Here is a 21,256-nt window from a genome sequence, read left to right as displayed (position 1 = left end):
ACGGTCCGCAGGCTCTCGTGCCGCTCCAGCACGTCGCGCACCGCCGCGCGGAGCGCCGGCACGTCCAGCGGGCCGGTCAGCCGCGCGACGAAGGGGATGTTGTACGTGGCGTTCGGGCCGTGGAGCTGGTGCAGGAACCACAGCCGGCGCTGGGCGGGCGACAGCGGCACCCGCTGGGGGCGCGGGCGCGGCGTCAGCGGGGCGCGGCGTGAGCTGCCGGGCTCGGCGCGGCGGGCCAGACCGGCGACGGTGGGCGCCTCGAACACGTCGCGTACCGAGACGTCGGCCTCCAGCGCGGCCCGCACCCGCGAGGCCAGCCGGGTGGCCAGCAGCGAGTGGCCGCCGAGCGCGAAGAAGTCCTCGTCCACGCCGACGTGCGGGGCGTCCAGCAGGTCACGGAAGAGGCCGGCGACGATCTCCTCCTGCGGGGTGCGCGGGGCCCGTCCGGCGGGCGCGGCGGCCCGCTCGGGCTCGGGCAGCGCCCGCCGGTCGAGCTTGCCGTTGCCGGTCAGCGGCCAGCGCTCGACGCGCACGACCGCCGCGGGCACCAGGTAGCCGGGCAGCCGCTCGGCCAGGCGGGCGCGCAGCAGCGCCGGGTCCAGGTCGTCGGTGGCGGGGCGGACGTAGCCGATCAAGCGGGTACCGCCCTCGGGCGCGGGGCGGGCCAGCACGACGGCGTCGGCGACCCGTGGGTCGGCGGCCAGGGCGGCGCGGGCCTCGCCGGGTTCGACGCGGAAGCCACGGATCTGTACCTGGTCGTCGGCCCGGCCCAGGTAGTCGAGTTCGCCGTCGGCACTCCAGCGGGCCAGGTCGCCGCTGCGGTACATGCGGGCCCCCGGCGCGCCGAACGGGTCGGCCACGAAGCGGGTGGCGGTCAGCGCGTGCCGGCCCAGGTAGCCGCGGGCGAGGCCGGGGCCGCTGACGTAGAGCTCGCCCGTGGTGCCGGGGGCGACCGGGCGCAGGGCGGAGTCCAGGACGTACACGCCCAGGTCGTCGACGGGCCGGCCGACCGGGCTCAGCGGGGAGTCGGCGGCCTCGGCCGGGTCGGCGGGTTCGGCTTCGAGGACGAGTTGGGTGACGTGCACCGTGGTCTCGGTGATGCCGTACATGTTGACCAGCTCGGGTCCCTCGACGCCGTGCCGGGCCCGCCAGGGCGCCAGGCGCGCCACGTCCAGGGCCTCGCCGCCGAAGACGACGGCGCGCAGGGCCAGCGGCGCGGCCTCGCCCTCGCGGGGCCGGGCGCACTCGACCTCGGCGAGCTGGTAGAAGGCCGAGGGGGTCTGGCTGAGGACGGTGACCCGCTCGGCGGCGAGCAGGGCGCGGAACTCCTCCGGGGCGCGGGTGGTCTCCCGGTCCACCACGACCAGCCGCCCGCCGTGCAGGAGCGCGCCGAAGAGTTCCCAGACGGAGAAGTCGAAGGCGTAGGAGTGGAAGAGGGTCCACACGTCGCTCTCGTCGAAGGCCAGGAGTTCGCGCGTGGCGTCGAACAGGCGCAGCACGTTGCCGTGCGGGATCAGGACGCCCTTGGGGGTGCCGGTGGAGCCGGAGGTGTAGATGACGTACGCGGTGTGCGCAGCGCCGATCCGGGGCGCGGGCACGGTCGCCCCCGCCAGGTCGGCCAACCGCCGGGCGGTGTGCGGCGCGTCCAGCGCCAGCCGTCGCGTTCCGTCCGGTACCTCGGTCAGCGTGTCGCCGGTGGTCAACAGGGCGACGGGGGCCGCGTCACGCAGGACGGTGGCGGCCCGCTCGGCGGGCCCGTCGACGGCCAGTGGCAGGTAGCCGGCGCCGGTCTTGAGCACGGCGAGCACGGCGACCACCTGGTCGGCGGCGGGCGGCAGCGCGAGGGCGACCAGTTCGCCGGGGCGCGCGCCGTTCTCCCGCAGCAGCGCGGCCACCTGGTCGGAGCGGGCGTCGAGCGCGCGGTAGCTGAGGTGGGTCGCGCCGTGGGTGAGGGCGATGGCCTCGGGGTCGCGGCGTACGGCGTGGGCGAAGCGGGCCAGCAGCGTGTCATCGGCCGCCGGCGTCTGGGTGGTCAGCGGGGCGCCGTCGGCCAGGGCGCGGCGCCGCTCGTGCGGGGCCAGCAGTTCGACCGCGCCCACGGGGCGGTGCGCGGCGCTGGCGTACGCGCCGAGCACCCGGGTGTAGGCCGCGCCCAGCGCCTGGGCGCGCTCGGCGGTGAGCTGGTCGGGTCGGTAGCGCAGCGCGATACGCGGCTGGGGGCCGGGGTGGACGACGACGGTGACCGGGTAGTGGGTGGCGTCCTCGCCGCGTACGGAGGCCACGCGGACGCCGCCGGCCGCCTGGGCGGCGGCCAGGCCCTCGGAATCGACCGCGAAGCTCTCCACCACCAGCAGGGTGTCGAAGAGTTCACCGAGGCCGGCCGCCTGTTGGAGGCGGGCCAGGCCGATGTGCTGGTGGTCCAGGAGGGCGGCCTGGGCGCGCTGGAGGGTGTGCGCGACGTCGCCGAGCGCGCGGCCCGGGGGCGCGTGCACGACCACCGGCAGGGTGTTGATGAACAGGCCGATCATGGTGTCGGCGCCGTCGAGTTCGGCGGGCCGCCCGGAGACGGTGGTCCCGAAGGCGACGTCCGCGCGCCCGGTGAGGCGGGCCAGCGTGACGCCCCAGGCCGCCTGGTAGAGCGAACCGCTGGTCAGGCCCTGCGCGCTGGCCAGGGCGGCCAGAGCGGCGCCGGTGCCGTCCGGGAGGGTCACATCGAGCTGTCGGGGCAGCTCGGGTACGCCGGCGAAGGGCCCGGGGGCCAGCAGCGTCGGCTCCTCCAGCCCGGCCAGCGCGGCGCGCCAGGCGGTGTCGGCCGCCGCGAGGTCCTGGCCGGCCAGGTGGGCCAGGAAGTCGCGGTAGGGGCGTACGGGCGCCAGGCCGCTGTCGTCGCCGCCGGCCGCGTACAGGGCGAACAGCTCCTTGCCCAGCAGTGGCACCGACCAGCCGTCGACGAGGATGTGGTGGGCGCTCAGCAGCAGGTGCCACTGGTGGTCGGCCAGCTTGACCAGCGTCATGCGCAGCAGCGGCGGGTCGCTCAGGTCGAAGCGGCGGGCCCGGTCGGCGGCGGTCAGCCGGGCCAGCGCGCGCTCGCGCTCGGCCGGCGGGTACGCCGAGAGGTCGTGCTCGGACCAGGGCAGCTCGCAGTGGTGCGGGATGACCTGGACGGCGCGGTCCAGGCCGTCCTGGACGAACGCGGCGCGCAGGTTGGCGTGCCGGCGCAGCAGGGCCTGGCCGGCCGCGCGCAGGGCGGGGCCGGACAGGGGGCCGCGCAGGTCGAAGGCGAGCTGCAGGGTGTAGACGTCCAACGCCCGCGCGTCGAAGGCGGAGTGGAACAGCAGGCCCTCCTGCAACGGGGACAGCGGAAGGATGTCGTCCAGGCCGTCGTTCTCACTCACCGGTTCCTCCATCGTGCTTGGAGCAGGGCGCTCTGTTCGGGGCTGAGCGGGGAGAGCGAGGGCCCGGCGGGCGCTCGCTCGGCGTCGGGTGCCGGCCGCGAGGGCTCGGCGGGCGGGGCGGCGGGGTCGGCCGGTTGGTGCTCGTCCGGGGCGCCGGGAGGCGCGGCGCGGCCGGGCCGGTCGGGTGGGCTGTCGGCGGGGCCGGGGTGGTCGTCGTGGGCCAGCCGGGTGAGGGCCGCCAGCCAGAGCGCGCCGAGCTCGCTCACCTCGGTGTCGGTCAGCGTGCCGGGGGCCCAGGTGAGGCGGGTGTGCAGGGCGGGTCCGTGCGCGGTCTCCCGGGTGAGGGCGTTGAGCTCCAGCGGGTGGGCCATCGTCAGCGCGTCGTCGATGGCGCCGCCGAGCACGCCGGCCTCGGGCGCGCTCGACCAGGGCCGGTCGTCCGTGGCGGCGGCGAAGCGGCCCAGGTAGTTGAAGGCGATCCGTGGTGTGGGAGCCGCGCGCAGCGCGGCCCGGCCCTCGGGGTCCAGATGGCGCAGCAGCCCGTAGCCGACGCCGCTGTCGGGGAGGGCGGCCACGCTCTCGCGTACCCGCCGTACCGCCTCGGCGACGGGGCCGGTGACGGGGGCGTCCAGGAGGACCGGGTAGAGGCTGGTGAACCAGCCGACGGTACGGGAGAGGTCGGCGCCCGGCCGGATGTGCTCCTCGCGGCCGTGGCCCTCGACGTGCACCAGGAAGCGGGCCCGGTCGGCGCCGCCCCACGCGCCGACGGCGATCGCCAGCGCGGTCAGCAGCAGGTCGCCGACGCCGGTGCGGTACCGCTCGGTCGCGGTGGTCAGCAGCGGCCCGGTGTGCTCGGGTGGCAGCACCACGACGCGGTGGCGGGCCCGGCCCACGGTGTCGGTGACCGGGCCGTCGGCCCGGCCCCCCGGAAGTCCGCTCGGGGCGGCCGCGATCTCCCGCCACAGCGGGAGTTCGGCGCGGCGGCCGGCGGCGACGCGGGGCAGCTCGGCGGCCCAGGCGGGGAAGGAGGTGGGCACCGGCGGCAGGGTGGGCCGCCGGCCGGCGACCACGTCCCGCCAGGCCGCGCGCAGATCGTCGACCAGGACGCGCCAGGAGACGCCGTCCACGGCCAGGTGGTGGATGACCAGCAGCAGCCGGCCGGCCCGCGCGGGGCCCGGGTCGTACCACACGGCCCGCGCCATCCGCCCGCCGGCCGGGTCGAGCGCGTCGGCCTCCTCCGCCACGGCGGCCTGGACCTCGGCCTCGGTCAGCGCCCGCGCGCGGGCGAGGTGACGCAGCGGCAGCGCGGGCGCCTCGGCATCCGGCGCGGGGCCGGCCCCCGGCACCGTACCGGCGCCCGCCGCCGGGTCGGGGGGCGACGCCGGCTGGTCGGCCGGTACGTCGATGGTGGCGTCGGTGGCGGTCAGCTCCACGCGGGCGCGCAGCATCGCGTGCCGCTCGGCGAGGGCCGCCAACACCGCCTCCAGGTCGGCGCGTTGGATGCCGACGGGCAGGGTGAGCAGCATGGACTGGCTGAAGCGGTCGGTGGGCCCGGCGCGCTCGGCCAGCCATCGCATGATCGGGGTCAGCGGGGCGGGCCCGGCGGGTTCCGCGGGGCCGGCGGCGGGGACGTCGGCCACGGGCTCGGCCCGGTCGGCCGCGAGGGCGGCCAGGCGGCGCACGGTGGGCTCCTCGAAGACCTCGCGCGGACTCAGCCGCAGGCCGGCGGCGCGGGCGCGGGCCACCAGCCGCATGGACAGGATGCTGTCCCCGCCCAGGGTGAAGAAGCTGTCGTCGGCGCCGACGGTCGGCAACGCCAGCACCGTGGCGAAGAGTTCGGCCAACAGCTCCTCGGTGGGCCCCTCGGGCTTGGCCTGGCCGATGGCGGCGGTGAAGTCGGGGGCGGGCAGGGCGGCCTGGTCGAGCTTGCCGTTGGCGGTGACGGGCAGCCCCGCCACGACGACCAGCGCGGCGGGCACCATGTGCTCGGGCAGGCTGGCGGCCAGTTCGGCCCGCAGCGCGTCGGTGTCCACCAGGGGCGGCCGGTCCGGGGACACGGGCTCGGCGGCGTGGTCCGCGCCGGGCCGCTCGGCCGGCACCAGGTAGCCCACCAGCCGCTGGGGGCCGGCGCCGTCGGCGCGCACGACGACGGCGGCCGTACGGACCCGGGGCGAGCGGGTCAGGGCGGTGACGATCTCGCCGAGTTCGACCCGGAAGCCGCGGATCTTGACCTGGTCGTCGCCCCGGCCGTGGTAGCGCAGCTGGCCGTCGGGGCCCCGGGAGACCAGGTCCCCGGTGCGGTACACGCGGGCCCCGGGCGGGCCGAACGGGTCGGCCACGAAGCGCTGCGCGGTCAGCCCCGCGCGCCGCAGGTAGCCGCGTCCCACGCTGTCGCCGGCCACGTACAGCTCCCCCACCACGCCGGGCGGTACCGGGCGCAGCAGCGGGTCCAGGACGTGGGCGACGGTGCCGGGCAGCGGGGTGCCGATCGGGGGCGTGCTGGCGCCGCCAAGGGGGTGGCTCATGGTCACGCAGGCGGTGGCCTCGGTGGGGCCGTACGCGTTGACCATGCGACGCCCCGGCGACCAGCGGGCCACCAGTTCGGCCGAGCACGCCTCGCCACCGACGACCAGGGTGCGCAGGCAGTCCAGGCCGGTGGGCTCCAGGCCGGTCAGCGCGGTGGGCGGGATGAGGGCGTGGCTGATCCGGTGGGTGGCGATGGCCTCGCCGAGCGGGGCGCCGGCCAGCGGCCCGGGGGGCGGGAGGACCAGGCGCGCGCCGGTGGCCAGGGCCATGAGCGTCTCCATGACGGAGGCGTCGAAGGAGGGCGAGGCCAGGGCCAGGACGCGACTGTCGTGGTCGATGGCGAGCCGGTCGGCCTGGGCGGCGGCGAGCGCGGCCAGTCCGTGGTGTTCGATCACCACGCCCTTGGGCACGCCGGTGGAGCCGGAGGTGTAGATGACGTACGCGGCGTCGCGCGGCGAGGGCGCCCCGGCCGGTTCGGGGTCCGCCGTGGTCGGCACGTCCGAGGCCGTCAGGTCCTCGACGTGGTGGGTGGGGGCGTGGCCGGCGGGCACCCGGGTGGCCAGTTCGCGGGTGGTGAGCACCAGGGCGGGCGTGGCGTCGGTGAGCGTGAACGCGATGCGCCGGGCCGGGTAGTCGGGGTCGATGGGCAGGTGGGCGGCGCCCGTCAGCTGTACGGCCAGGAGCGCGACGGTCAGGTCGAGCGAGCGCGGCAGCAGCAGGGCGACCAGGTCCCCGCGTCCCACGCCTCGTGCGGCGAGCCGGGCGGCCAGGTGTCGGGCCCGGGAGTCCAGCTCCTGGTAGGTCACCTCGACGGTGGCCCCGTCGCCGGCTTCGGTGCCGGGCTGGGCCACGGTGGTGGGTCCGGTGAGGGCGATCGCGTGCGGGCGGGCGCGTACCTGCTCGGCGACCAGGCGGGCCCAGGTCGTGGCGGGCGGCGCGGTGGGGCCGTGGGTGTGCGCCGCGAGGGCGGCCCGTTCGGCGGGCAGCAGTGGGTCGAGCGCGGCCACCCGGGTGTGCGGCGCGGTGACGACGGCCCGCAGGGTCTGCTCGACGCGGTCGGCGACGGTGCCCACGGCCGTCTCTTCCAGCGCCTGGCTCTGGTACTTCAGGCGCAGCGTCAGCCGCTCGCCGGGGATGGCGACGAAGGTGAGCGGGTAGTGCGTGGCGTCCTGGCCGTGGATGTCGGCGACGCCGAGGCCGGTGCCCTCGGTGAGCTCCGCCAGGTCGTCCACCGGGTAGTTCTCGACGGCCGTGAGCGTGTCGAAGAGGGTGCTGAGGCCGGCGGCGCGCTGGATGTCGGCAAGGCCCAGGTGGTGGTGCGGGAGCAGGCCGGTCAGCTCGTCCTGGACCCGGGCCAGCAGGGCCGCCAGCGGTTCGTTCGGGCGCAGTCGGACACGGACCGGGACGGTGTTGACGAACAGGCCGATCATGTCGGTGACGCCGGGGACCTCGGCGGGGCGGCCGGAGACGACGGTGCCGAAGACGAGGTCGTCACGGCCCGTGTGGGCGGCCAGGGTCAGGGCCCACGCGGTCTGGACGACGGTGCCCAGGGTCAGTTCGTGGGCGCGCGCGAACCGTGCCAGGCCGTCGGTCAGTTCGGCGTCCAGGACCCGGGTCAGCTCCTCCGGCGGGCCGGCCGCGACCTGGAGCGCGGCGGGTGCCACCAGGGTCGGTTCGGTGACGCCGGCCAGCGCGGCGCGCCAGGCGTCACCGGCCGCCGCCCGGTCCTGGGCGGCCAGCCAGCGCAGGTAGTGCGGGTAGTGCGGGGCGGGCGTCGGGGCGGGCCCGTCGGCCGACCGCTGGCGAGCGTAGCCCTGGAGCACCTCGCGGACCAGTAGCGGCATGGACCAGCCGTCGAGCACCAGGTGGTGGCCGGTCAGGACGAGTTCGCTGGTGGTCGCGTCCAGTCGGAGCAGGGTGCAGCGCAGCAGCGGCGGATCCGTCAGGTCGAAGCGGCGCAGCCGGTCGTCCTCGGCGGCGCGGCGGGCGCGGCGTGCGCGCTCGCGGCGGGTGTGGCGGCTCAGGTCGCGCTCGGTGACCTCAGCCCGTGCCGTGGCGGCGGCCCGCTGCACCCAGGTGCCGGCGGCCGGGTCGGTGGCGGGGTCCGCCGGGTGGAACGCGGTCCGCAGCGGGGCGTGCCGGTCGATGACGCCCGCCAGCGCGGCGCGCAGCCGCGCGGTGTCCAGCTCTCCGTCGAGGCGCAGGACGACCTGGACGTGGTAGAGGTCGAGCGCGTTCTCGTCGTACCGGGACAGGAAGAGCAGCCCCTCCTGGAGCGGGGTCACCGGCCAGGACGTGCCGGAGACCGCCTCGGTGGCGGGGTCGGCGGCGAGCTGTGGCGCCTGGGCCGGCAGTCGTTCGGCGACCGAGAGCAGGCCGCGTACGGTGCGCTGGCGGAAGACGTCCTGCGGGGTGAAGCGCAGGCCGGTCCGGCGGGCGGCGCCGACCAGGTGGATGGAGAGGATGCTGTCGCCGCCCAGGGCGAAGAAGCTGTCGGTGGTGCCGACCTCGGGCAGGTGCAGCAGTTCGGCGAAGAGCCCGGCCAGCAGGTGTTCCTCGGCCGTGGTGGCGCTCACCCGCTCGCTCTGGTCGGCCAGTTGGGGCGCGGGCAGCGCGGCCCGGTCCAGCTTGCCGTTGCGGGTGACCGGCAGCGCGTCCAGCGGGACCAGCGCGGTGGGCACCAGATGGGCGGGTAGCGTCGCGCCCAGGTGCGCGCGCACGTCCTCCAGCGCGGTGGCGTCCAGCGCGGCCGGCGCGTGGTCGGCGCCCGGCGCGGGCGGCGCCGGTACGACGTAGCCGACCAGGTGCGCCGCCCCGGTCGCGGGGTCGGTGTGGGCGATGACGGCGCTGTGCGCCACGGCCGGGTGCGCGTCGATGGCCCCCTGGATCTCGCCGGGTTCCACGCGCAGCCCGCGCAGCTTGATCTGGTCGTCCGCGCGGCCGAGGTGGTCCAGACCGCCGTCGGGCCGCCAGCGGGCCAGGTCGCCGGTGCGGTACAGGCGCGAGCCGGGCGGGCCGTACGGGTCGGCGGTGAAGCGCTCGGCGGTCAGCGCGGCCCGCCCCAGGTAGCCGAGGGCGAGTTGGGTGCCGGCCAGGTAGAGCTCGCCGGGCACGCCCGGGGGAACCGGGCGCAGCGCGGCGTCCAGCACCAGCGTGCGGGTGTTCCACACCGGGTGGCCGATGGGTACCCGGTGGGCGTGGGCGTCGGCGGGCCGGGTGTGCCAGGCGGTGACGTCCACGGCGGCCTCGGTGGGCCCGTACAGATTGTGGAGTTCGGCGTGCGGGGCCAGGTGGTGCCAGGCGGCGACGGCGGCCGGCGGCAGTGCCTCGCCGCTGGCGAACACCCGGCGCAGGCTGGCGCAGTCGCCCGGGTCGGCGCCGGCCGTGAAGGCGGCCAGCATCGAGGGCACGAAGTGCGCGGTGGTGATGGCCCGGTCGCGCACCAGGGCGGCCAGGGCGGCCGGGTCACGGTGGTCCTCGGGCCCGGCCACCACCAGCGTGGCGCCGGCCAGCAGCGGCCAGAACAGCTCCCACACCGACACGTCGAAGCTGGCCGGGGTCTTGTGCAGGACCCGGTCGGCGGCGTCGAGCGGGTAGCTGTGCTGCATCCAGCGCAGCCGGTTGGTGATCGCCTCGTGGGTGACGAGGACGCCCTTGGGCCGGCCGGTGGAGCCCGAGGTGTAGATGACGTACGCCGGGTCGGACGGCAGTGGCGCCGGGGCGGTCGGGGTGGCGGTCCGCGCCGTCGTGGGCTCGGGCGGGGTGCCCAGTCGCAGCAGCGGCGGGTGGGCCGGGCCCGTGGGGGCCTGCGTCCAGCCGTCCGCGTCGGGAGTGTCCGGGTACCACCGCTCGGCGAGTTCGGGGGCGATGAGCCAGGCGGTGGCGCCCGCGTCGGCGACCAGGGAGAGGGCCCGCTCGCGCGGCAGTTCGGGGTCGACGGGCAGGTAGGCGGCGCCGGCGCGCTGCACCGCGTGCAGGGCCAGGACCAGGGTGGCCGACCGGGGCAGCGCGACGGCCACCACCTCGCCCCGGCCCACGGGGGCGGGCTCGCCCGTCGCGCCGGGCCGGGCGGCCAGCCGGGCGGCCAGGCTGTCGGTGGCCGCGTCGAACTCGGCGTAGCTCCAGCTCTGTTGGCCGTCGAGGAGTGCGGTGGCGCCCGGCGTGCGGGCCGCCTGCGCGCGGACCAGGCCGGGCAGGGTCGCCGGCGTCAGGGCGTGGTCGGTCTGGTTCCACCGGGTGAGCACCCGCCGCCGGTCGGCGGCCGTGAGCAGGCTGGCGGCGCTCAGCGGCGCGTCGGGGTGGCGGCAGGCCCAGTCCAGGAGTGCCCGCAACCGCTCGCCCAGCGCCGCCACGGTGGCCCGGTCGAACAGCGCGGTGCGGTAGTTGAACGCGGCGCGCAGCCCGTGCCGGCCGTGCTCCTCGACGACGGCCAGGGTCAGGTCCCACTTGGCGCCCATGGTCTCGGTCAGCTCGACGGTGGCCCGCGCGTCGCCCAGGGCGACGGTGCGGCGCGGCGCGTTCTGGTGCACCAGGGCGACGTGGAAGAGCGGGTGGCGGGCCAGCGAGCGCTCGGGGCTCAGGTGGTCCACCAGCCGTTCGAAGGGTAGCTCGCCGTGGTCGAAGGCGTCCAGGTCCACCGCGCGCACCCGCTCGACCAGCTCCCGGAAGGTGGGGTCGCCCGAGGTGTCGGTGCGCAGCACGACGGTGTTGGAGACCAGGCCGACCAGCCCGCCCAGCGCCTGGTCGCCCCGGCCGCTGAGGACGGTGCCGATCGGCAGGTCGGTGCCGCCGCCGTGCGCGCTCAGCAGCGCGGCGAACGCCGCCTGCACCACCATGAACAGCGTGGCGCCGGACGCGGCGGCGAGGTCGGCTGCCGCCCGGTGGGCCGCCGCGTCGATGGTGAACTCCACCGAGTCGCCGCGCTGGTCCACCTCGGTGGGCCGGGGCCGGTCCAGCGGCAGCGGGATCTCGTCCGGGGCACCGGCCAGCGCGGTGCGCCAGTAGCCGGTCAGCGCCTCCTCCCGCTCGGCCAGGGCCGCGGCCTGCCAGAGCGTGTAGTCGGCGTACCGCACGGCGGGCGCGGGTGGCGCCGGGACCCGCGCGCCGGGCAGGGCGCTGGCGTAGAGCGCGGCCAGGTCGGCAACCAGCGGCCCCACCGACCACTCGTCGCAGGCGATGTGGTGCAGGAGCAGCAGCAGGACGCTCTCGCCGTCCGGGGTGCGCAAGAGGTGTGTGCGCAGCGGGGGTTCGGCGGCCAGGTCGAACTCGTACGCCGCCAGCCGGCGCACCCGGGCCACCACCTCGTCGGCCGCGACGTCGGCGACCCGTAGGGCGGGCGGGGCCGCCTCGGGGGCGAGCACGCGCTGGGTGGCCCGGCCCTCGTGCTCGGGGAAGACGGTGCGCAGCACCTCGTGGCGGGCGCTCAGGGCGGCGAGCGCGGCGCGCAGCGCGGTGAGGTCGAGCGCGTCGTGGGTGCGCAGCACCAAGGGCACGGTGTACGTGGTGCCGGAGCCAGCCAGCCGGTGCAGGAACCACAGCCGTTGTTGGGCCGGGGACAGCGGGAGTTCGGCGGGCAGTTCGGGCGCGCGGGTCAGCGCGGGCCAGGGGGCGCGGTCGGCCCGGTCGGCGGCGGCGACGCGCTCGGCGAGGGTGGCGACCGTGGCGGCCTCGAACAGGGCCCGGACGGGCAGGTGGACGCCCAGTGCGGCGCGGACGCGCCCGGCGAGCTGGGTGACCAGCAGCGAATGGCCGCCCAGGGCGAAGAAGTTGTCGTCCAGGCCGACCGGGCCGGTGCCGAGCACCTCGCCGTAGACCGCGCTGAGCACCTTCTCGTGGGCCGTGCGGGGCGCCCGGCCGGTGCGGGCGGGCATGCGGGTGGGCAGTGGCAGCGCGGCCCGGTCGAGCTTGCCGTTGGTCGTCAGCGGAAGCCGGTCCAGGGTGACGAAGGCGGCGGGCACCATGTGTTCGGGCAGCGCGGCGGCGCACGCGGCGCGCAGCGCGGTCGCGTCGGCGGCGGGGCGGGCGGTGCCGGGGCCGGACGCACCACCGGAAGTGGCGGGCTCGCTCACGAGGTAGGCGACCAGGCCCGCGCCGGTCGGCAGGTCGGTGCGCAGCACCACGGCCGCCGCACGGACGCCGGCCACCGCGAGCAGCGCCGCCTCGATCTCGCCGGTCTCCACCCGGAAGCCGCGTACGGAGACCTGGTCGTCGGCGCGGCCCAGGTAGTGCGGGACGCCGTCGCGTGCGAAGCGGGCCAGGTCACCGCTGCGGTACAGGCGGCTGCCGGGCGGGCCGAAGGGGTTGGCGACGAAGCGGGTCGCGGTCAGGTCCGGGCGACCCAGGTAGCCACGGGCCAGGCCGCCGCCGGCCACGTACAGCTCGCCGCGCACGCCCGGCGGCACCGGGCGCAACCCGTCGTCCAGCACGTACAGGCGCAGGTCCTCGATGGCCCGGCCGATCGGGCTGGCCGCCTCGGCGTCGCCGGCGGTGTCCCGGTCGGCGTCCAGTTCGTACTCCGTCACGTGGACGGTGGTCTCGGTGATGCCGTACATGTTCAGCAGCCGTGGCCCGCCGGGCCGACCGGCCCAGGGGGCGACGCGGCGCGGGTCGAGCGCCTCGCCGCCGAAGACCACCCAGCGCACCGAGGGCGGCGGCGCGGCGCCCTCCAACGCGTCGGTGAGCTGGTAGAAGGCGGACGGGGTCTGGCTGAGGATGCTCACGCCCTCCTCCCGCAGCAGGGCCAGCACCTCGGGCGCCGAGCGCGCCGTGTCGTGCGGGACGATCACCAGCCGGCCGCCGTGCAGCAGGGCGCCCCACAGCTCCCACACGGAGAAGTCGAAGGCGTAGGAGTGGAACATCGTCCACACGTCGGTGGGGGTGAACGCGAAGCGCTGGCGGGTGGCGTCGAAGAGGCGGGTGATGTTACGCCGGGAGACCACCACGCCCTTGGGACGACCGGTGGAGCCGGAGGTGTAGATGACGTACGCGGCCTGCTCGGGGTGCGGGGTGGTCGGGTGTGGGACGGTCGGGGGCGGGGCGGCGGGCGCGGGCCCGCCCGGGGTGGCCTCGTCCGGGGCGGGCCGCGACCACGGTGCGGCCCCGGCGCCGTCCGCGTCCAGGGCCAGCACCGGGAAGGGGCGCAGGGGTGGCGCGTCGGCGTGCTCGGGCGTGGTCAGCACGGCCACCGGGGCGGCGTCGCCCAGCGTGTGGGCGACGCGGTCGGCCGGGTAGCGCGGGTCGATCGGCACGTAGGCGGCGCCGGCGCGGAGCACGGCGACGATGGCCACGACCGTCAGCGGCGAGCGCGGCAGCAGCAGGGCCACCCGGTCCTCGGGGCCCACGCCCCGGTCGGTGAGCCGCGCGGCCAGGCGTCGGGCCCGGGCGTCCAGTGCGGCGTAGCTCAGGGTGTGCCCGGCGTGGCTGACGGCGGGCGCGTCGGGGGTGGCGGCCACCACGGCGTCCAGGCGTGTGATCAGGTCGGGCTCGCCGGAGTGCTCTCCGGTGGGGTTCCACTCGGTGAGCAGGGTGTGCCGCTCGTCGGCGGTCAGCAGCGCCAGCCGGGTCACGGGCGTCTCGGGGGCGGCCACGGCCGCTGTCAACAGGTGGACCAGGCGGGTGGCGAGCAACTGGGCGGTGGAGCGGTCGAACAGGTCGGCGTCGTAGTTGAGCGCCCCGCCCAGCGTGCCGGTCGCGGCATGGTCGGTGAAGCCGACGACGAGGTCGAACTTGGCGGCGTCCGTCTGGCGCAGCCCGAAGTCGACCTCGACGCCCTCGGCGGCGAACGGTGGCTCGGTGCGGTTCTGGTAGGTGAGCATCACCTGGAACAGCGGGTTGGCCGCCGGGGTCCGCTCCGGGTTGAGCTCCTCGACCACGCGCTCGAAGGGCACCTGGGCGTGGTCGAACGCGTCGAGCGTGGTGCGCCGCACCCGGCCCAGCAGGTCGGCGAAGGTGGGGTTGCCGCTCAGATCGGTGCGTAGCACCAGGGTGTTGACGAAGAAGCCGACCAGGTTCTCGGTGCGGCGGTCGTCGCGGCCCGCCGTGGGCACGCCCAGCGGGATGTCGGTGCCGGCGCCGAGCGCGTGCAGCAGCGTGGCCACGGCGGCCTGGGCGGCCATGAAGGGCGTCACGCCGTGCTCGCGGGCCAGCGCGCGCAGCCCCCGGGCCGTGGCCACGGGCACCTCGAAGGGCACGAAGCCGCCGCGCCCGCTGGGTGTCGCCGGCCGTGGCCGGTCGGTGGGCAGTTCGAGGACGCGTGGGGCGCCGGCCAACGCGGTGCGCCAGTACTCCAGCTGCCCCTCCCAGGCCGGCCCGTCCAGCAGGTCGACCTGCCAGACGGCGTAGTCGGCGTACTGCACCAGCAGCGGTGCCAGGTCGGGCGCGTGCCCGGCGCGGCGGGCGGCGTAGGCGGCGGCCAGGTCGGTCAGCAGCGGCTCCACCGACCACTCGTCGGCGGCGATGTGGTGCAGCAGGAGCAGCACCGTCCACCGGTCGCCGTCGCGCAGCACGCTGACCCGCAGCGGGAACTCGCGCGCCAGGTCGAAGGGTTGGCGGGTCAGTGTGTCGAGCGTGGCCTCCAGGGCGTCGGGGGCCACCGCGCGCACCTCGAACGGCGGCTCCCACGCGGTGGCGACGTGCTGGTGGGGTTGGCCCTCGCGGGACTCGGCGACGACGGTACGCAGCACCTCGTGCCGGCCCATCAGGTCGCCGACGGCGGCCCGCAGCGCCGCCGGGTCCACCTCGCCGACCAGGGTGAGCTGGAAGGGCAGGTGGTAGGCGGCGCCCGGGGCCGCCAGCCGGTGCAGGAACCACAGCCGGCGCTGGGCCGGGGACAGCGGCGGGCGCTCGGGGCGGGGGCCGGCGCCGAGCGGCGGTGTCGCCGGCCCCGTGGCGCCCGCCAGGGCGGCCAGCCCGCGCACGGTGGGGCTCTCGAAGACCGCGCGCACCGACAGGTCGAGGCCGAGCGCGGCGCGCGCCCCGGCCACCAGCCGGGCGGCGAGCAGGGAGTGGCCGCCCAGGGCGAAGAAGTCGTCGTCGGCGCCGACCCGGGCCACTCCAAGGACCCGGGCGAACAGCTCGGCCAGCAGCTCCTCGCGCTGGCCGGTGGGCGCGCGGCCGGCCACCGCGTCCAGGCGCGGCGCGGGCAGCGCGGCCCGGTCCAGCTTGCCGTTGGGGGTGCGCGGCAGCGCGTCCAGGGGCACCAGCAGCGCGGGCACCAGATAGTCGGGCAGCGTGTCGGCCAACCGCGCGCGCACCTGCTCCAGGGCCCCCGCGTCGGCGGGTCCCACGACGTAGCCCACCAGGCGCGCGCCGCCGCCGGCGGGGGCGGCGGTGGCGACCACGGCCGCGTCGCGCACCCACGCGTGCGCGCGCAGTGCCGCCTCCACCTCGCCCGGCTCCACCCGGTGGCCACGGACCTTGACCTGCTGGTCCGCCCGGCCGACCACGTCCAGGGTGCCGTCGGGGCGCTGTCGGGCCAGGTCACCGGTGCGGTACATACGCTCGCCGGGCCCGCCGTACGGGTCGGCCACGAAGCGCTCGGCGCTCAGCGCGGCCCGCCCCAGGTAGCCGTGGGCCACGCCGGCGCCGGCGAGGTAGAGCTCGCCGGTGAGCCCGGCGGGCACCGGGGTCAGCGCGCGGTCCAGGACGTAGGCGCGGGTGTTCCACAGCGGGCGGCCGACGGGCGGCGCGGCGGCCTCGTCGGGGCCGATGACGGCGCTGGTGGACCAGATGGTGGTCTCGGTGGGCCCGTACAGGTTCACCACCCGCCCGCCGTGTGTGACCAGTTCCGCCGCCAGGTCGGGCGGCAGCGCCTCGCCGCCACTGAGCACGTGCAGACCCGCCAGCGCGGCGGGGTCGGCGTCCAGCAGGGCGCGCCACAGCGAGGGCGTGGCCTGGGCGACGGTGGCGCCGCTGGTGCGCAGCAGCGCGCCCAGCAGCGCCGGGTCGCGCACCTCGGCGCGGCTGGCGAGCACGACGGTGCCGCCTCGGGTCAGCGGCAGGAAGAGTTCGAGTACGGAGATGTCGAAGCCGACGGTGGTGACCGCCAGCAGCCGTTCGTCCCGGCCGTGCGGCAGTTCGGCGCGCAGACAGGCCATGAAGTTGGCGACGGCGGCGCGCGGGACGACCACGCCCTTGGGCCGGCCGGTGGAGCCGGAGGTGTAGATGACGTAGGCGGGCTGCCCCGGGTGCGCGGCCCGAGGGTGCTCCAGCGGGCGCGCCGAGGCCAGCGCGGTGAGGGTCGCGGCGTCGTCCAGGACCAGCGGTCGCGCCCCGGCGGGGCCGGTGGCCGAGGCGGCACCGGGCGCTGTGGCGCGGTCGGTGACCAGCAGGGCCGGGTTCGCGTCGGCGAGCATGTACGCGATGCGCTCGGCCGGGAAGTCCGGGTCCAGCGGCAGATAGGCGGCGCCGGTGCGGGCCACCGCGAGCAGCGTCACCAGCAGGTCGGCGCCGCGCGGCAGCAGCACGCCCACCAGCGTGCCGGGCCCGGCGCCCCGGTCGGCCAGCAGCGCGGCCAACCGGGCGGCCCGCGCGTCCAGTTCCCGGTAGGTCAGCCGGTCCCGGCCCACGCGCAGGGCGGTGTGGTCGGGGGTCCGCGCGCTCTGCGCGGCCACCAGGTCGGCGATGCCCTCGGGCGGGACCCGGTGACGGGCGCCGCCGGGGGCGGCCAGCAGTCGGCGACACTCGGCCGGGCCGGTGAGGTCCACGGTGGCCAGTACGGCGCGCGGGTCGGCGGTGACGGTGTCCAGCAGTCGCAGCAGCGCGGCCACGAGGCGTTGGACGTCGTCCGCCGCGAACAGGTCGCTGGCGTACTCGACCTGACCGCTGGCGGTGCCCGCCGCCGGGTCCTCGGTGACGGTGACCTGGAGGTCGAACTTGGCCGTGCCGGTCTCCACCAGACGCGGGCGCCCCCGCTGGCCGGGGAAGGGCCCGCCTGTGGCGAACTCCTCCCGCACCGCGAGCAGCACCTGGAACAGCGGGCTCAGATCCCGGCCGCGCGCCGGGTTCAGCTCCTCGACCACCCGCTCGAAGGGCAGTTCCTGGTGGGCCATGGCCGCCAGGTCCACCTCGCGGGTCTGGGCGAGCAGGTCGTGGAAGGTGGGTGTGCCGCTCAGGTCCAGGCGGAGCACCAGGGTGTTGATGAAGAAGCCGACCAGGTCGTCGAGTGCGGCGTCGGTGCGGCCGGCCACCGGCACACCCACCGGGATGTCCTGGCCCGCGCCGAGCCGGGAGAGGGTGGCGGCCAGCGCGGCGTGCACCACCATGAAGGTGCTGGTGCGGGTGCGCAGTGCCAGTTCCCTGATCTGGGCGTAGACCCGTGGGTCCAGGGTGAAGGGCAGCACCTCGCCGTGACCGGTGGGGTGTGGGGGCGCCGGGCGCGCCCACGGCAGCGCGAGCCGCTCCGGGGCGCCGGCCAGCCGGGCGCGCCAGTACGCCAGGGACTCGGCCTCCCGGTCGGCGGCTCCCGCGCGCTGCCACAGCGTGTAGTCGGCGTAGCTGACCGGCAGTGGCGCGCGGTCGGGCGCCGTGCCGGCCAGGCGGGCGCGGTAGGCGGTGGCCAGGTCGCGCAGCAGCGGTGGCAGGGACCACTCGTCGCCGGCGATGTGGTGCAGGACCAGCAGCAGGGTGTGCCGCTGGGGCCCGTGCGAGAACAGGTGGGCGCGCAGGGGTGTCTGGTGCTCGATGGCGATCGGTTCGCGCGCCGCCTCCGCGACGGCCCGCTCCTCCTCGCCCGGTGCGAGGGTGGTGACCTCCAGCGGGGTGTCGGCCTCGGGGACGGACAGGACCCGCTGGTGGGGCTCGGCGTCGGCCTCCTGGGGGGCGGGGAAGACGGTGCGCAGCACCTCGTGCCGCTCGACGACGTCGCGCAGGGCCGCGCGCAGCGCCGAGAGGTCCAGCGGCCCGTCCACGCGCAGCGCCAGCGGCACGTTGTAGGTGGGCGTCGCGCCGTGTGCCTGGTAGAGGAACCACAGGCGGCGCTGGCCGGGCGAGAGCGGTAGGCGGGCCGGGCGTGGTTGGACGGTGAGCGGGGCGCGGGTGCCCCGCGCGCGCTCCACCTCCCCCGCCAGGGCCGCCGCGCTGGGGTGGTCGAACAGGGTGCGGACGGGCAGCTCGGTGCCGGCCTCGGCGCGCAGCGCGGCCACCACGCGGGCGGCGCTGAGCGAGTGGCCGCCCAGGGCGAAGAAGTCGTCGTCCACGCCGACCTCGGGCAGCCCGAGCACCCGCGCGAACAGCGCGCACAGCAGCCGTTCGGCCTCGCTGGCGGGCGCCCGCCCACCGCGCGCGGCCCGCCGCCCGGGAGTGGGCAGCGCGTTGCGGTCCAGCTTGCCGTTGGGTGTGCGTGGCAGGCCGTCCAGCGTCACCAGCAGTTCGGGCACGGCGTACGCGGGCAGCGCCCCGGCCAGGTGGGCCCGCACCGCCGCCTCGGCCTCGGCCCGCGCGGCGTCGGGGGGGCCGGTGGGGGGCTCGGATTCGGTGTCCGTCGGTGCCGGGGTGCCCGGTCGGGGTCGGGTCGCGAGGACGCAGTACGCCACGAGCGCGAGCGCCGCGCCCTGTTCCGACTCCCCGCCCAGCGGCCTGGCCACCACGGCGGCCTCGCGCACCAGCGGGTGGGCGAGCAGCGCCGTCTCGATCTCGCCCGGCTCCACGCGGTGGCCACGGATCTTGAGCTGCTGGTCGACCCGGCCACGGATGTCCAGGGTGCCGTCCGGGTGCCAGCGGGCCAGGTCACCGGTGCGGTACATGCGCTCGCCGGGCCCGCCGTACGGGTCGGCCACGAACCGTTCGGCGCTGTGCCCCGGCCGGCCGAGGTAGCCGAGCGCGACGCCGGCGCCGGCGATGTACAGCTCCCCCGCCACCCCCGGGGGCAGCGGGGAGAGCGCGGCGTCGAGCACGTACAGGCGGGTGTTCCACAGCGGCCCACCGACGTGGGGCGCGGTCAGCGCCGCGGACTCGACGCACGGGGTGTGGCTGACCACGCCCGCGGTGGACCAGACGGTGGTCTCGGTCGGCCCGTACACGTTGACGACCTCGGAGCCCAGGCCAGCCAGCCGCGCGGCGAGGTCGGGCGCCAGCGGCTCGCCACCGGTCAGCACGCGCAGGCCGGTCAGCGCCTCGGGCGCGGCGTCGCTCAGGGCCCGCCACAGCGAGGGGGTGGCCTGCATGAGGGTCGGCCGGGCCGCCTCGACCAGGTCGCGCAGCAGGAACGGGTCGCGCACCCGCGCGGCCTCGGCCAGCACCACGGTCCCGCCGGCCAGCAGGGGCGTGAACAGTTCCAGCGCGGCGATGTCGAAGGAGACGGTGGTCACCGCCAACAGCCGGTCCTCGGCGGTCACGGGCAGTTCCTCGGCCATGGTCGCCAGGAGGTTGGCCAGCGCGCGTCGGGGCACGGCCACGCCCTTGGGCCGGCCGGTGGAGCCGGAGGTGTAGATGACGTAGGCGGGGTGCTCGCCGCGCGCCGGCGTGCCGGGCCCGGTGCCGCCGCCGGGCACGGCCGGCGTGTCGGGGGTCAGGACCGCCCACGGGCCGGCGGCCACGGCGGCGGCGCAGTCGGCGCCCACGCCGCCGGGATCACTGAGCACGGCCACCGGCGCCGCGTCCCGGAGCATGTGCCCGATGCGGTCGGCCGGGTAGTCCGGGTCGACGGGCACGTAGCCGGCGCCGCTGCGCAGCACGGCCAGCAGCGCCACCAGCAGCGTGGGGGTGCGCGGCAGGGCCACGGCCACCAGGCGCCCGGGGGCGGCTCCGTGGGCGGCCAGGACACGGCTCAGGTCGCTGACGCGGCGGTCGAGCGCGGCGTACGTCAGCTCCTGGTCACCGCCGCGCACGGCCACCGCCTCCGGTCGCCGCAGGGCGTGGGCGCGCAGGGCGGCGTCGAGGTCGGCGCCGGGTTGGCCGCCGGCGCCCGGCGCGTTGAACGCGGTGAGCACACGGTCGCGTTCGGCCCGCTCCAGCATGGTGAGCGAGCCGGTGGGCGCGGTGGCGTCGGCCCGGCCCAGGCGGGCCAGCAGTGCGGTCAACCGCTGGGCGTGCGCGGCCAGTTCGTCGGCGGAGTAGAGCGCGGGGTTGGCGTCCAGGGTGAGCGCGAGGCCGCCGGGCCCCGGCATGCCGCTGACGGTCAGGGTCAGGTCCTCGACGGCGCCGGCCGCCAGGTAGTGCGTGGTGCCGGTGGCCTCGCCGAAGCGCAGCTCGGGCGGGAAGGGCTTGACGTTGATCTGCGGGCCGACCAGGCGCCGGCCGGCGCCGAACAGGCCCATGTCGCGGCGGAGTTGTTCGCCCCGGTAGCGCTGGTGGCGGCGCTGGGCGCGCAGCAGCTCGGTCACCCGGCGCACCTGGGCGGCCAGCGGGGCGCTCTCGGTGACGGCGACGCGCAGCGGTACGACGTTGACGGCGGTGGCCGGCACCCGGGCCAGCGCGGTGCCGGTGCGGTTCATCACCGGCAGGCCGAGCACGACATCGTGGGTGCCGGTCAGCCGGGCCAGGTAGAGGGCGCTGGCCGCGAACACGGCCTCCGGCCAGGAGGCGCGGCACGCCGTGGCGAACCGCTCCAGCGCGGCGGCCTGTTCGGCGTCGAGGTGGGTGCGGTGGCGCAGGAAGGTGTGTCCGGGGTCGGCGGCGCGCTCGGTGAGGGTGCGGGGGCGGGGCCGGTCGGCGAGCAGGTCGTGCCAGAACGCGGCGTCGGCCCGTTGCTCGGCGGAGCCCTCGTACGCCTGGTCGGCGGCGACGGCGTCCCGGATCGACCCGAACGGGGTCGGCGGCGGGGTGGTGCCGGCCGCGAGGGCCTGGTAGACGGCGGCGACGCGCTGGGCGAGCTGGAAGAAGCCGTAGCCGTCGAGGAGGATGTGGTGGCAGCGGTGGTACCACAGCCAGCGCCGCTCGCCCACTCTCAGCAGCGCGTGCCGGACCAGGTCGCCGCCCTCCAGGCGTACGGGGACGGCGCGGTCGCCGTCCATCCACGCCGTGGCCGCCGCGTCCGGGTCCGCCTCCTGGCGCAGGTCGATCCGGTGCGGTGGCGCGGGCGGCGCGCCCCCCAGCTCCTGCCAGACCGTCTCGCTGATCCGACTGTTTGTCATATCACCCTGCCGGCCGTCCTGTTGACCGCTTCCGTCGTGGCCGTCGACGGGCCTCGGGCCGTCGGTGACGAACCGCACGGCGAGGCCGTCGGCCTCGGCGAGGGTGTGGGTCAGCGCGGCCAGGAACGCCCGCTCGTCCAGGGGCCCCTGGATCTCGACGTACTCGGCGGTGAGATAGGCGGGGCTGGCCGGGTCGAGTCGCTGGGCGGACCACAGTCCGAGCTGGGCCGCGGTGAGCGGCAGGCGGGTGGCGCGGCGTTGACTCAT

General features: G+C 77.1%; 2 protein-coding genes (1 of these 2 only partly in view). Both read right to left on the bottom strand.

The window, feature by feature from the left end; genetic code table 11:
- On the bottom strand, nt 1-3,395 hold the beginning of the coding sequence (locus ACFVFR_RS21785) for an amino acid adenylation domain-containing protein (RefSeq protein WP_383704187.1). The gene continues 12,682 nt to the left of window position 1, outside the view; only the first 3,395 of its 16,077 coding nucleotides appear in the window; it begins with the start codon at nt 3,393-3,395; its stop codon lies beyond the left edge, outside the window.
- Nucleotides 3,392-21,256, bottom strand: a complete 17,865-nt coding sequence (locus ACFVFR_RS21780; RefSeq protein ID WP_383704185.1) for a non-ribosomal peptide synthase/polyketide synthase — start codon at nt 21,254-21,256, stop codon at nt 3,392-3,394. The genes ACFVFR_RS21785 and ACFVFR_RS21780 overlap by 4 nt, the downstream gene beginning before the upstream one ends.

This window comes from Streptomyces sp. NPDC057702, assembly GCF_042799315.1.
Classification (GTDB): domain Bacteria; phylum Actinomycetota; class Actinomycetes; order Streptomycetales; family Streptomycetaceae; genus Streptomyces.
Note: the sequence above shows the minus strand (reverse complement) of the source record. Positions and strands in the feature narration are given on the sequence as shown.